General features: G+C 55.9%; 10 protein-coding genes and 1 pseudogene. 9 read left to right on the top strand and 2 right to left on the bottom strand.

The features are described 5' to 3' along the window. Position 1 precedes the first annotated feature (1 nt). From AC2I9W_RS02710 to AC2I9W_RS02700, 3 genes are all read left to right on the top strand, one after another. A complete protein-coding gene (locus tag AC2I9W_RS02710; protein WP_486408503.1) occupies positions 2-1771 on the top strand; it encodes a GMC family oxidoreductase in 1770 nt (589 codons plus the stop codon). Positions 1772-1786: 15 nt separating this feature from the next. Continuing rightward, on the top strand, positions 1787-3166 hold the full coding sequence (locus tag AC2I9W_RS02705) for a c-type cytochrome (protein ID WP_486408502.1): 1380 nt from the start codon (positions 1787-1789) through the stop codon (positions 3164-3166). A 366-nt stretch (positions 3167-3532) separates the two neighbouring features. Beyond that, positions 3533-3988 (top strand): Lrp/AsnC family transcriptional regulator, encoded by a 456-nt coding sequence (locus AC2I9W_RS02700; protein ID WP_486408501.1) that lies wholly within the window; start codon positions 3533-3535, stop codon positions 3986-3988. An 87-nt stretch (positions 3989-4075) separates the two neighbouring features. On the opposite strand, the gene katG is transcribed toward AC2I9W_RS02700, so the two are convergent. Both katG and AC2I9W_RS02690 read right to left on the bottom strand, forming a co-directional pair. Then, on the bottom strand, positions 4076-6277 hold the full coding sequence (gene katG / locus AC2I9W_RS02695) for a catalase/peroxidase HPI (protein WP_486408500.1): 2202 nt from the start codon (positions 6275-6277) through the stop codon (positions 4076-4078). A gap of 394 nt (positions 6278-6671) precedes the next feature. Beyond that, positions 6672-7214, bottom strand: a complete 543-nt coding sequence (locus AC2I9W_RS02690; protein ID WP_486408499.1) for a LuxR C-terminal-related transcriptional regulator — start codon at positions 7212-7214, stop codon at positions 6672-6674. A gap of 74 nt (positions 7215-7288) precedes the next feature. Between AC2I9W_RS02690 and AC2I9W_RS02685 the strand changes: the two genes are divergently transcribed. From AC2I9W_RS02685 to AC2I9W_RS02660, 6 genes and pseudogenes are all read left to right on the top strand, one after another. After that, positions 7289-7990 carry a CoA transferase subunit A gene (locus tag AC2I9W_RS02685; protein WP_158391463.1) on the top strand — a complete coding sequence of 234 codons (702 nt, stop codon included), beginning with the start codon at positions 7289-7291 and terminating at the stop codon, positions 7988-7990. Positions 7991-7999: 9 nt separating this feature from the next. Next, positions 8000-8638 carry a 3-oxoacid CoA-transferase subunit B gene (locus AC2I9W_RS02680; RefSeq protein WP_486408498.1) on the top strand — a complete coding sequence of 213 codons (639 nt, stop codon included), beginning with the start codon at positions 8000-8002 and terminating at the stop codon, positions 8636-8638. Between the two features lie 192 nt (positions 8639-8830). Next, positions 8831-10204 (top strand): HD-GYP domain-containing protein, encoded by a 1374-nt coding sequence (locus AC2I9W_RS02675; protein ID WP_486408497.1) that lies wholly within the window; start codon positions 8831-8833, stop codon positions 10202-10204. A gap of 492 nt (positions 10205-10696) precedes the next feature. Beyond that, on the top strand, positions 10697-12247 hold the full coding sequence (locus tag AC2I9W_RS02670; RefSeq protein ID WP_486408496.1) for a methyl-accepting chemotaxis protein: 1551 nt from the start codon (positions 10697-10699) through the stop codon (positions 12245-12247). Between the two features lie 146 nt (positions 12248-12393). Then, on the top strand, positions 12394-13311 hold the full coding sequence (locus tag AC2I9W_RS02665) for a pseudouridine synthase (RefSeq protein ID WP_486408495.1): 918 nt from the start codon (positions 12394-12396) through the stop codon (positions 13309-13311). Between the two features lie 139 nt (positions 13312-13450). Further along, a pseudogene (locus AC2I9W_RS02660) lies at positions 13451-14426 on the top strand (IS5 family transposase). Positions 14427-14432: the final 6 nt, after the last annotated feature.

Below are 14432 nucleotides of genomic sequence, written 5' to 3'. Positions count from 1 at the left end.
CATGGCACGCATTGAAAAGAAAAAAGACGTAGTCATCGTCGGCTTGGGCTGGACTGGCTCCATTGCAGGTATGGAACTGGCTGCCGAAGGTTTGGAAATCGTGGCGCTGGAGCGCGGCGGTGACCAGAACACGGTGCCTGAGTTCAAGTACCCCAATCAGATAGACGAGCTGACCTATGGCGTGCGCTTGAAGAACATGCAGCACCCCAAGCAGGCCACGGTGACCGTGCGCCGCCATGATGGCGAGATCGCATTGCCTTATCGCTCCATGGGCTCCTTCCTCCCTGCCAATGGCGTGGGTGGTGCAGGTACGCACTGGAACGGCTTGACATGGCGTCCGCAGGCTGAAGAAATCAAGCTGCGCACCTATGTGAAGGAGCGCTGGGGTGAGGCCATCATCCCCGATGGCATGAATCTGATGGACTACCCCGTTAGCTATGACGAGCTGGAGCCATTCTTCACGCAGTTTGATGAGGTGGCCGGTATCTCTGGCAAGGCCGGTAATTTGAAGGGTCAGATTATCGAAGGTGGTAACCCCTTCGAGGCTTGGCGCTCCAAAGAGTATCCCATGCCCCCATTGCCTTCGACCTATGACTCGACCAAGTTCGCGGCAGTGGCCAAGCAAATGGGCTACCACCCATTCCCCGCGCCTGCCGGTATTGCTTCCACGTCGTATGTGAACCCCTACGGCATGCAGATGGCGCCTTGCAACTTCTGCGGCTTCTGCGAGCGCTACGGTTGCTATCAGTACTCCAAGTCATCCCCTCAGACGGCTGTGCTGGACGCCCTCAAGCGCAAGAAGAACTTCTCCTACCGCACCCACTGCGAAGTGCTGCGCGTGGAAAGCTCGGAAGACGGCAAAACAGCCACAGGTGTGACTTACTTCGATGCGATCAAGCAAGAAGAAGTGTTCCAGCCTGCAGACTTGGTGATTCTGTCGTCTTATCAGCTCAACAACGTGCACCTGATGCTGGTGTCCGGTATCGGCAAGCCTTATGACCCCAAGACCAACACGGGTGTGACGGGCAAGAACTACGCCTACCAGATGAATGGTGGCGTGACGATGTTCTTCAAGGGGGAGCACTTCAACCCCTTTATCGCTCACGGCTCCAACGGCATGTGCATTGACGACTTTGGTATCAACCAAAACGACTTTGGCAAGCTTGGCTTTATTGGTGGCGCTTACTGGCGCGTAGGTGCCATGAATGGTCAGCCTATCCGCTCCATGCCGCTGCCCAAGGGCACACCGGGCTGGGGCGCAGGCTGGAAGCAGGGTATCAAGGAGTGGTATGGCCACGCCATGTCGATCGGCACGCACGGCTCGCACATGTCGTACCGCAACAACTACCTGGACTTGGACCCCACCTACAAGGACCAGCACGGCCGTCCGTTGATGCGCATGACATTCAACTGGCAGGAAAACGACCTGAAGATGACCCAGTACCAAAAGCTCAAGGCCGAGGAAGTGGGTAACGCCATGAAGCCAGATCTGATCCAGTCAGGCTTCAAGAACATGGGTGCACAGTATGACGTGCGTCCTTACCAGACTACGCACAACACTGGTGGTCACATCATGTCTGAGCGTCCCACCGAAGGTGTGGTGAACCGTTATTGCCAGGCCTGGGACAAGCACAACGTGTTCGTCTTTGGTGCCGGTAACTTTGTGCAGAACACTCAGTACAACCCCACTGGCATGGTTGGCGGTCTGGCTTACTGGACTTTGCACGCCATTCGTACCATGTACCTGAAAAATCCACGTCCGCTGGTTTAAGGAGAAGAGCACATCATGAAAAAAGCTCTCAATATTCTGATTGCGCTCGTTGTCTTGGGCGTTGTTGCAGCGCTGGCACTGATCTTCGTGCCTTCCAAGCCTTCGCCCGCGAATGAAGTTCTGCCCGCCGACTGGAAGGCAGAGCCGGGTCGCGGCGAGTACGTGATGCGTGCAGGTGACTGCATGGCCTGCCACACCGCCAAGGGCGGTGAGCCTCTGGCTGGTGGTAACGCCATTGGAAGCCCCATGGGCAAGATCTGGGCGTCCAACATCACGCCTGACAAGGAAACCGGTATCGGTAACTGGACGCTGGATCAGTTCCGTGCAGCCATGGTGGATGGTATTGGTGGCCACGGCCAGCAGCTGTACCCTGCCATGCCCTACGAGAACTATCGCTACATGAAAGAAAGCGATATCCGTGCGCTGTACGACTACCTGCAAACGGAAGTCAAGCCTGTGAAGAACGAAGTGCAGGCCACCAGCCTGAGCTTCCCTTTCAACCTGCGCTTTGGTATCCGTGCCTGGAACTGGCTTGCGCTGTCGGGTGAAGCCGACTTCACGCCCATGGCTGGTGATGATCAGCAGATCCGTGGTCAGTATCTGGTGGAAGGCGCAGGTCACTGCGCTGCCTGCCACAGCCCACGCACTGCCTTCATGGCGCAAAACGGCACACGCCTGTCCGACTCCAGCTTCCTGACCGGTGGCATGGTTGAAGACTGGTCTGCACCTGCGCTGCGCGGCAAGGACTCACGCGTTCAAAGCTGGACGACCGAGCAAATTGCTGCCTACTTGGCAACGGGCCGCAATGCCCATGCAGTGGCTAACGGTGAAATGGCGATGGTGGTCGAGCACTCCATGCAGTACATGACCGATGCCGATCTGAACGCCATGGCCAAGTTCCTCAAGACCATGGACGGCCAGGCTGCAGATGCCGCGCCTGAAAAGGTTGCCGCACCTGGCCCACTCAGCACTCCTGTGCCTCAGGCTGATGAAGCAGGTAAGGCCACTGCTGAACTGCTGAAGTCTGCAAGCCCTGACATGCCTCTGGGTGCTCGTCTTTATCTCGACAACTGCGCTGCCTGCCACTTTGTCAGCGGCAAGGGTGCTGCCGAGATCTTCCCTGAGCTGCAAGGCAATGCAATGGTGCTGGGCAAGGATGCCGGCCCGCTGGTGTCGGTGATTCTGAATGGCGCTTCCTCGCCCGCAACAGATCGTCGCCCCATGCATCTGGTGATGCAAGGTTATGCCGACCGTTTGACCGACAAGGAAGTGGCAGCACTGACTACTTTTGTGCGCAAGGGCTGGGGTAACCAAGCTTCTGACGTGAGCGAAAGCCAAGTTAGCAAGGTGCGCAAGCACACCCAAGCTGCTGCAGCTCCCGAGCGCGCACAGTAAGCGCATGGATGACATCAGAGTTGTGCCTTGAGCACAGCTAATAGAGCCCCGAAGCCCAGTCTGATCTTTTCAGACTGGGCTTTTTTATGGCTCCAAGCGAGGTGATGCTCCGCCCAAAAATCAACAGGCCGCACCACTGTGCTTAAGTGGTGCGGCCTGTTGCGTATGCGGGCTGCAGATCAACCAACCGGGAGCTGACGATAAACGGCGCGGTATGTTGAATGGTTTTGCTGCGTCGGTAAACGTGCTTCCATGGACTCAAGTGTGCATGTTGCAGTGCAGAAAATGTTGCTTCAATTTCTGTTGTTAATGGCTTGCTACAGAAAAATATTCTGTATTTATTGAATTGGCGGTAAATTCTCAGATATGGACACCTTGGATAAAAAGATTCTTTCTGCTTTGCAGGTCAACGCTCGAGCCAGTCTGCAGGAAATAGGCGCGGCTGTGGGACTAAGTGCATCGCCATGTTGGGCGCGCATCAAAAAGATGGAGGAGGCCGGTGTGATCGAAGGCTATACCGTGCGTCTGAACCCTCAGGCACTGGGGTTGGCTGATTCAGTATTGGTGATGGTGACCTTGGATAGCCATTCCGATAACACCTTGGAGAAGTTTGGCGAAGTACTGGCGACCATTCCTGAAGTGGTGGAGGCGCATCTGGTCTCTGGTGAGTATGACTATCTGCTGCGAGTTGTCGTCAAGGACACACGTGACTATGAGCGCTTGTTGCGAGAGAAGCTCTACAAGATCAAAGGCATCCGGCACAGCCAGTCCAGTTTTGTATTACGCACGCTGAAGCGATCAGATTTACCGCTGGGTGGCTAATCGAAAACAAAAGGCTGCCCATGGGCAGCCTTTTGTGTGAAGGAAGTCAGCCTCGCTGGAGCGAAGCTTAGACTTCAGTTAGTGATTTCATTTTTTGAGATCAAAGCGGTCAAGCTCCATGACCTTGACCCATGCAGCAACAAAGTCCTTGTAGAACTTTTGCTCATTGCCTGCTTCTGCATAGACCTCTGCAAGTGCCCTCAAGATGGCATTGCTGCCAAATACCAGATCTACGCGCGTTCCAGTCCACTTTCGTGCTCCGCTTGTGCGGTCGACGCCTTCATAGCTGCCGTCTTCCAGGGCTTTCCATTGCGTGCCCATATCCAGCAGATTGACGAAGAAGTCGTTGCTCAGCTGGCCAGGCGTTTGGGTCAGAACCCCATGATTGCCTGCCGTATTGATGTTGATAGTACGTAGGCCGCCGATTAGCACGGTCATTTCGGGTGCTGTCAATGTCAGCAGCTGGGCCTTGTCGATCAGCAACGCTTCAGCCGCGGCGGGAAACTGTCCGTGCAGATGATTACGGAAGCCATCTGCCTTGGGCTCCAGCGGAGCAAAGGACTCAGCATCAGTCTGTTCGGCGCTTGCATCGCCACGGCCCGGGGTGAAAGGAACGGTAATTTGTACACCAGCGTCAGCTGCGGCCTTTTCCACACCTGCGCTGCCAGCCAACACGATCAAGTCGGCCATCGAGATTCGCTTGTCACCATCAGCCCCCTTGTTGAACTCACGCTGAATTTCTTCAAGCTTGGCAAGAACTTTGGCCAGCTGTGCAGGGTTGTTGGCAGCCCAGTCCTTTTGCGGGGCTAGGCGAATGCGTGCGCCATTCGCACCGCCACGCTTGTCAGAGCCACGGAAGGTAGATGCTGATGCCCAGGCTGTGCCCACCAGTTCCTGAACCGACAGGCCCGATGCCAGCAGCTTCGCCTTAAGAGCAGTTACGTCGGCGTCACTCACCAGTTCATGCTTGACTGCGGGAATGGGGTCTTGCCAGATCAGCTCTTCCTTGGGTACTTCAGGGCCCAGGTAGCGGCTGCGAGGACCCATGTCGCGGTGAGTCAGCTTGAACCATGCCCGCGCAAAGGCTTCTGCAAAAGCCTGTGGGTTTTCAAGGAAGCGGCGAGAGATCTTTTCATAAGCCGGGTCCTTGATCAGGGAGATATCGGTCGTCAGCATGGTGGGCTTTTTGTTGGGGCCACCATGGGCATCGGGAATTACATCGCCTGCATCCTTGGCCACCCACTGGATCGCACCAGCGGGGCTTTTTTCCTGCACCCATTCAAACTTGAACAGATTCTCAAAGAAGAAGTTGCTCCACTGTGCCGGGGTTTGAGTCCAGGTTACTTCCAAGCCGGAGGTGATGGCATCGCCAGCCTTGCCGGAGCGGTAGCTGCTGGCCCAGCCCAGGCCCTGGGCCTCCAGAGGAGCGGCTTCGGGTTCGGGGCCTACATGGCTGGCTGGGCCGGCGCCGTGGGTCTTGCCAAAGGTATGACCACCCGCAATCAGGGCAACGGTTTCTTCATCATCCATGCCCATGCGTGCGAAGGTATCGCGGATGTCGTGGGCAGCAGAGATAGGGTCGCCATTGCCGTCTGGGCCTTCCGGGTTCACGTAGATCAGCCCCATCTGCACAGCAGCCAGCGGGTTTTCCAAGTCGCGCTGACCACTGTAGCGGCTGTCGGGCTTGTCGCTGGTAGCCAACCATTCCTTTTCAGCTCCCCAGTACACATCCTGATCGGGCTCCCAGGTGTCGGTGCGACCACCTGCAAAACCAAAGGTACGAAAGCCCATGGTTTCCAGCGCAACGTTGCCACACAGAACCATCAGGTCGCCCCAGGAGATTTTGTTGCCATACTTTTGCTTGATGGGCCAGAGGAGGCGGCGTGATTTGTCGATGTTGACGTTGTCAGGCCAGCTGTTGAGAGGAGCGAATCGCTGCTGACCGCGACCTGCGCCGCCGCGGCCGTCTTGCACACGGTAGGTGCCCGCAGCGTGCCAGGCCATGCGGATGAATTGAGGGCCGTAGTGGCCAAAGTCGGCGGGCCACCAGTCTTGAGAGTCAGTCATCAAGGCGCGCAGATCGCGTTTGACCGCCTCATAGTCCAGCTTCTGAAACTCTTGTGCGTAGTTGAAGCTCTCACCAAGTGGATTGCTTTTTTCGGAGTGCTGGCTTAGCAAGTCCACGCGCAGCTGGTTAGGCCACCAGTCTTTATTGGTGGTGCCATTGCCTTTGGCAGCAGTTTCGCTGTTTTGGCTTTGGTGGAATGGGCACTTGGATTCAGTAGTCATGAAGCTCTCCGTTGCAACGATCCGACAGGGCGGCTGGTTCTGGATGAGATATCAATGCAAAATCGATATCGAATTGTTTTTATCAATAGCTTATTGCGATTGATTGATGTGAATTATCAGTGTGATGCAGGTATTGCGGGCATTTTTTGCTATTGAAATAACTTAGCTTCGCAATAGAAGAAAAAAATGTGAGCGGAAATATGGTCCGGGGATAGTGCTGTTTTGTGTGCTCAGAATAGGAGTCTGAGCAACACTTTTGAGCCTATGCGAGGCACTGGCTTTGCACAAGTGCGCTGGGTCAAATTAAGTGTTTGACCTAGGAGTAAGAGTGGAGTTGACAGGCAAGACCATGTCAAAGCACGGCTTTTCATGGCTCTTGGTGGCAGTCGATGGATTAGCTGACGACGAGCTTGTGCACCAAGTCGGCGGCGGTAGATGCACCGTACTTGCGCATGAGGCGTGCACGATAGATCTCCACCGTGCGGTGACTAATGGCAAGAGCCTTGCCGATTTCCTTGCTGGTCATGCCTTCGAGCAGGCGTGCTGCAACTTCGCGTTCGCGGCCCGTGAGTTCGGCTTTGACAGGGCGGTGGGCTGAAAGGTCTTCAAAGCTCCAGATGCCCGACGCATGGGGGTCGTTGCGATCCAGAGTGCGTCCACTGACATGGCACCAGAATACTTCGCCGTTGGCTCGTTTCATGATGCGATTGTCGGAATAGACGCCTGTGGTGTTCAGAATGGGGGTGATGCGTGCGCCTAGTCGTTCGTACTCATCTGCGCTGGGGTAAAGCACCTGGAACGACTGACCTATGAGTACCTCGCGAGAGGCATGGAACATTTCGCACAGTTGCCGATTACAGTCGAGCATGATGCGGTTGCGCGAGATGACAAGGCCTACAGGGGCCGCGTCAAACGCTAGCTGGTAATCGACAACCATGGGACTGCTCTTTACGAAAAACTACCTACTTTGGTACGTAGTATCGTAGCGTATTCCAATTCAAGGAGACATGTGTGAAAAAGCTCTACCCATCTGCAGAAGCGGCGCTACAGGGCGTTGTTGCTGACGGGCAATTGCTGGCCGTTGGCGGCTTTGGTCTGTGCGGCATTCCCGAGGCCCTAATCGATGCGGTCTGCGCCAGTGGCGTCAAGAACCTTACGGTTGCTTCCAACAATGCCGGCGTAGACGGATTCGGCCTGGGCAAGCTGCTCGATACCCGTCAGGTCAAGAAGATGATCTCCAGCTATGTGGGCGAGAACAAAGAGTTCGAGCGTCAGTATCTGGCTGGTGAGCTGGAGCTGGAATTCACACCCCAGGGCACGCTTGCCGAGAAGATGCGCGCCGGTGGGGCGGGCATTCCTGCTTTCTTCACCAAGACTGGTGTAGGCACGCTGGTGGCTGAGGGTAAGGAACTGCGCGAGTTCGATGGTGAGACCTATGTGATGGAGCGCTCCATCGTCGCTGACGTGTCCCTGGTCAAGGCCTGGCGCGCCGACAAGAGCGGCAATTTGCAGTTTCGTCTGACGGCGCGTAACTTCAATCCTGCTGCTGCAACCTGCGGCAAGGTTTGCGTGGTGGAAGTTGAAGAGTTGGTGGAAGTGGGTGACATCGCGCCTGACGACATCCACTTGCCTGGCATTTATGTGCATCGCATCGTGCATAACGCCAACCCCGAAAAGCGCATCGAAAAGCGCACCATTACAGAAAAGAAATAAGGAGCTGTCATGCCTTGGACCCAAGACCAGATGGCCGCGCGCGCGGCCAAAGAACTCGAAGACGGCTTCTACGTCAACCTTGGCATCGGCATTCCTACCTTGGTGGCCAACCACACGGGTGATAAGGAAGTTTGGCTGCAATCCGAAAATGGCATGCTGGGCATTGGTCCCTTCCCAACTGAAGATCAAGTTGATGCCGACCTGATCAATGCGGGCAAGCAGACCGTCACCACGATTCCTGGCTCTGCCATTTTTGGCTCTGACCAGTCGTTTGCCATGATTCGCGGCGGCAAGATCAATCTGTCTATTCTGGGCGCCATGCAAGTGTCCGAAAAGGGCGATCTGGCCAACTGGATGATTCCCGGCAAGATGGTCAAGGGCATGGGCGGAGCCATGGATCTGGTGGCCGGTGTCAAGCGCGTCATCGTGCTCATGGAGCATGTGGCACGCAAGAAGGATGGCACGACCGATCTGAAGATTCTGCCCAACTGCACTTTGCCATTGACTGGCGTTGGTGTGGTCAATCGCATCATTACCGACCTAGGGGTGATGGATGTGACGCCTGACGGACTGAAACTGGTGGAACTGGCCGATGGCGTGAGCTTTGAAGAGATCCAGTCAAAGACTGGTGTGACGCTGTTGAAATAAGCTGCTTTCCCTTATAGATACTAAGAACCGCTTAGGCGGTTCTTTTTTATGCTTGCTTCTCGCTAGCAGATTTGATAGCTGGCCGGTAGATAGGGCAAGCGATGCGAGCTGTTTTGCTTAAATATTGAGTCACGAATTATTTCAATCTGCAACAATCGGGCTTGATTGAGTCGACAGAAACAGAGCGCTTTGATGAGTGAGAACGCAGGAGCGGTAGGGCGAGCGAATGATGTGCATTTTTTGCGCGCCGTTACCGATATGGCCGAACGCACCAATGTGGTGACCGGCGATGCAATCTATACCGAGAAGGGCATGAAGCTGGTGGACAAAGGTACACGCGTCGATAGCCGTCTCTACGATCGTCTGGTCATGCACAAACTGCGAGACCCGATCGATAGCAGCCTAGTCGCAGACAACCTGGTGGATACAGCGTCGCTGTTGACTCTCGCTCGACAGCAATGTGTGCAGGTAGAGTTGCTGCGCCGCATGGTCACTGCTGTGGGGGATGTGGAGCGTTTGCTGGCACCGATCAAGAGTTTGTTGCTCCCCCAGGCCATTGCCTTCAAGCTCACGGTGATGAGAGAGCAGCGAGCGGATCTCTTTCATCACAGTTTGCAGATGACGTTGGTGTCAGTGTTCCTGGCCCTCAAAAATGGCTGGACGGAGCGTGAATGCGTGCCGCTGGCCACTGCGGCTTTGCTGCACGATGTGGGCATGCTTTATATGGAGCCAGCCTGGACCGATCCGGATCACCGCCTCAGTGGCGAGGAGCGCAAGCATTTGGTGGCGCACTCTGTGACTGCCATGCTGGTTGTGCGCAGCACCGAACTCTATTCGCGTGCAGTGGAAATTGCCGTGCTTGAGCACCATGAGCGCATGGATGGCTCCGGTTATCCGCGGGGGATCAAAGGCAGCGCCATCTCACCCATGGGACAAGTGTTGCTGCTTGCGGAAGTGGTGTCGGCCTTCTTTGAAAAATTCACGGACATGCCGGGACAGCGCCTGTCACTGATGCTGCGCATGAACCACAAGACCTACCCCGCTGACCTGGTGCACCAGATCCTGCCTCTGCTCTACGACGAGATCAGCCCAGGTAAGCCTTTGGCGCCATTACAGGCCGAGTTTTCCCAAAACATCACGGCGCTGGAGGCTGTGTTGCGCAAGTGGAAGGAACTCAAGGCAGACTTTCCGGAGCATTGGCAGCAGATGCCTGATGCTCAGGCAGCGGTGATGGTGGAGGCCAGCTTGGCTCAACTGCAAAAGCAGCTGGCGGAGGCAGGCTCTCACCCGAGTCAGCAGATGAATGTGCTCAGCTATATCAAGGACGATGCGCAGGGTATGAGTGAGCTGACGCTGGTGAATCGAGAGGCTCTGTGGCAGTTGCGGGCCATCATGAATGATTGCCAGCGTCGCTGGCCCACGCTGGGGCAGGGCGGATCGACGCTGGAGACTGCCGTTGCTGAATGGGTTGAAGCTTGTATGCAATTGATTCCGCAAGCAGAGCCGGGCACTGTGACGGCAGAGGCAAGGGGTTCCCAGATACCCGACTCTCGGACCCTGAACTGATGGCACAGCAAAGGCGATGAAGCTGCTGCCAAGTCCCCATATTTGATAGCTGGCTTCTATTGTTTGATGAGGGCAAAGAGTGGCCTTCTTAAAAAGCCACCATGAAGACATGGTGGCTTTTTTTCATGTGCTCTCTTAGTAGATGTCGCGTAAATAAACGTGGGTGCAATGCGTCAGGGGGTATAGGCCAGCTTGCTCTCGGCCGGGAAAAGTGGGCCGATTCGCCGAGCACGATGAGCCTGAGAGGCGGAGGAATTCATGGTCAGGCAAAGCCTTTCGGGCCTAGGTGGTCTGGAATACAGGCTATCGATTGTCAAAGTACGTAAATTCAACGACGTAATGGCTGGATAATTCCTATTACATTATGTTGCGTTTTGCGATAGAGGCATTGCGCTGCAAATCAGACGATATCGCCTTTCATAGCTCCCATTTCATCCATCAGGGATGGCCGCTTTGGCGGTCGTGAAACTTTCTTTGGAGTGGATGAAGGCGATGAGATTGAGCAAGCTGAACATTGGCGCCCGCCTAGGACTGGGGTTCGCCATAGTGCTGTCGTTTGCCGTGCTGATCACGGTAATAGGTATGTGGCAGCTGCACGCTGTGGGGCAGGCGACCCAGCAGATGATGGAGGAGCCGCTGAGTAAAGAGCGCCTGATCAGCGACTGGAACAGCAATGTCAGCGTGGCTGTGGCGCGAACCACGGCGATTGCAAAAAGCAGTGATGCCAGTCTAGTGCCTTTTCTGGCAGCAGATGCTGCGGCAACCTCCAAGGGAACTGCTGATGTGCTCAAGAAGATTGAGCCGCTGATCTCTCAGCCCGCGGAGCGCGAGATCATGGCCAAGATCATGGAGGTGCGAAAAGCCTATGTGGCCAGCCGAGACAAGGTGAGTGAGCTCAAGGCACAAGGGTTGGCTGAGGAAGCCGAGGCCATGCTGACTCAGGGGTTTGTGCCTGCCGCCCAGGGCTATCTGAAGCTGCTCGGTGAGTTGCTGAGTCTGCAGCGCTCCAGCCTGGATGCGAAAGCCGCCGAGGTGGAGCAGATCGAAAACAGCAGCAAGACCTATTTCCTGATTCTGGCGGTGTTGGCTGTGCTGATTGGTGCTGTGAGTGCCTGGCGCTTGACGGTGGGAATTACCGTGCCTCTCAAGCATGCGGTGAGTGCTGCAAGGCGCGTGGCTGATGGGGACCTGAGTGGCAGTATTCAGGTCAGCGGCAGCGATGAGACAGGCCAGCTCATGCAGGCGCTGCATGACATGAATGCCAGCTTGGATCAGTTGGTGGGCCAGGTTCGCCAAGGCACAGACAGTATTGCCACTGCGTCGAGCCAGATTGCTTCGGGTAACCATGACCTGTCTGCGCGCACCGAAGAGCAGGCCAGCTCGCTGCAGCAGACGGCGGCATCCATGGAACAGCTGACTTCTACCGTCAAGCAAAACGCTGACAACGCTCAGCAGGCCAATCAACTGGCGCTGTCGGCCTCCGGCGTTGCAGTCAAGGGTGGTCAGGTGGTTTCTCAGGTGGTGGAAACCATGGGGGCCATCAGTCAGTCTTCCAAAAAGATAGCAGACATCATTGGCGTGATTGATGGAATTGCGTTCCAGACCAATATCTTGGCGCTCAATGCCGCAGTGGAAGCGGCCCGTGCCGGTGAGCAGGGCCGGGGCTTTGCCGTGGTGGCCTCTGAAGTGCGCTCTCTGGCAGGGCGTAGCGCCGAGGCGGCCAAGGAGATCAAACAGCTGATTCAGGCGTCTGTCACTAAGGTGGATGAGGGCAGTCAGCAGGTGAGCCAGGCAGGCAGAACGATGGACGAGATTGTCAGCAGTGTGCAGCGTGTGACAGACATCATGGGTGAGATCACTGCCGCCAGTCAGGAGCAGACCATGGGGATTGAGCAGATCAACCGTGCAGTCTCCGAGATGGATTTGGTGACCCAGCAAAATGCGGCGTTGGTGGAGGAGTCCACAGCAGCCGCTCAGTCCATGCAGCAACAAACCAGTGAGCTTTCACGCATGGTCAGCGTGTTTCGGCTCAAAAGAGGTTGAGTCATTGCGCTGAGAGTGCGCTTGCTTGAAAGGCTCTGCAAGAGAGGGCAACTTGTTCTCTGCAGAGTCTTTGTCATTGACGATGCTGTGTGGGGGAGGTGTCTGCTGGATCTTTGGGTGGTTGGCAGGCTCTAGAATTTCGGCCCATGCATAACTCCCATGATCCCAAGGTGCTGCCGGTGCGCGATGGTGTCAGCCCCAGCTGTGTGGTGCTTCCAAGTCAGATGCAAGGTCTGCTGATCGACTTTCTGTCTGAGCGTCTTCCTGCTGTCAGTCGCCAAGATTGGCTGCGCAGGATAGAGCAGGGAGAAGTCGTCAATGAAAGAGGGGAGGCCGCGGCGGCTGATACGGCCTGCGAACAGGGCTTGCGCTACTACTATTACCGCGAACTGGCAGCAGAGCCCGACATTCCATTTGCGGCCCAGGTGCTTTACCAGGACGAGCACCTGCTGGTTGCCGACAAGCCGCATTTCTTGCCCGTGGTGCCTGCAGGCCAGTATCTGCAGAACACATTATTGGTGAGACTCAAGCGCGAGTTTGATCTGCCGGAGCTGTCACCCATTCACCGGATTGACCGTGATACGGCAGGGCTGGTGGTATTTTCTGTACAGCGAGCCACGCGAGGCATTTATCAGGCGTTGTTTCGTGACCGGGCCATCCACAAGACTTACGAGGCGGTAGCGCCTTACCGGGCTGAGCTTTGTTTTCCTCGTGAGCATGCAAGTCGGATGGAGGAGAGTGGCCATTTCTTTCGCATGCATGAGGTGACGGGTGAGCCTAATAGCTTCACGCATATGGAAATCATTGAGCACAACAGCATTTGGGCACGCTATAGGCTCAGTCCTGTCTCAGGCAAGCGTCATCAGCTGAGAGTGCACATGGCTTCTCTAGGGCTGCCGCTCAAGGGAGACACGTTCTATCCCGTAGTCAGCGATCCGGAACCCGGTGACTATGCCAATCCTTTACAGCTGCTGGCAAGATCACTGCGCTTTAACGACCCATTGAGCGGGCTGCCTCGCGAATTTGCCAGCAAGCGCAGACTGCAGCCTTTGCTGGCGGACTGAGAAAGCCCGGCTGCTAATGTATCGACCCAGCAGTTTCTGCACAGGTCAGGCCGCTAATGCAAATGCCTCAGCGGGAGTTTTCATGTTCAGCGCGGTGCTGTTGCATAAATCGATGTCCAGCCAGCGGTAGGCTTGGGGCATGAGTCAGCCCCACAAACCTCGCTACCGCACCACCAACTGGAAGCAATACAACGCAGCCCTCAAGTCCCGGGGCTCCTTGTCCATCTGGCTGGACAAGCGCATGACGTGGTTTGCAGCTGTCAGCGGCAAACGCGGGCGAAGCCCGAAGTTCTCTGATGCAGCCATCCAGTTTTGCTTAACTCTCAAGAACTTGTTTGGCTTGGCACTGAGGCAGACCACAGGCTTGGTGGAGTCGGTGCTGCAACTGTGTGGCCTTGCATGGCCAGTTCCAGACTTCAGCACCCTGTGCAGGCGGCAACGAGATTTGAATGTCCAGATTCCTTACTCCCGCAGCAAAGCAGGCTTGCACCTTCTGGTGGACTCAACAGGTATCAAATTCCTTGGCGAAGGCGAGTGGAAATGCAAAAAGCACGGTGCTGAATAGGCGTAAGCGGCACATAGGCATTGATGCCGACACCTTGCAAATTCGGGCCATCTGCGTGACGAGCAATAACGTCAGTGATGCTTCTGTGCTCGGAGACCTGCTGGGGCAGTTACCGTCAGATGAAGTACTCAAAAGCCTAACGGGTGATGGTGCCTACGACACACAGCCTGCCTACGAAGCGGTCAGCAGGCACGGCGCTATACCCATCATTCCACCCCGTAAGAATTCACGAGTGCGCAAGGGAGCTGTTTTTGAGCACCGCAATGCAGCGATTGCTGCGTGCAGGAGCTTGGGGCGCACTATCTGGAAACGCAGGATTGGTTACCACCGGCGAAGTTTGGTGGAAACCAAGATGAATTGCATCAAGCGGCTGGGCGAACGGGTGATGTCCCGTACCTTTGAGCGGCAAGTCAACGAGCTGCATATTCGAGCAGCCATATTGAATCGGTTTACTGAGCTGGGCCGCCCTCAGACGGCAGCCGTGGCATGGCCACGGACGGGGTTTGGGTTAGCTCGTCTCAAACTGGATTTATGCAACAACGCCATTTGAAGAAAA

The sequence above is a fragment of the Comamonas sp. FUJ_7 genome, assembly GCF_057369555.1.
Note: the sequence above shows the minus strand (reverse complement) of the source record. Positions and strands in the feature narration are given on the sequence as shown.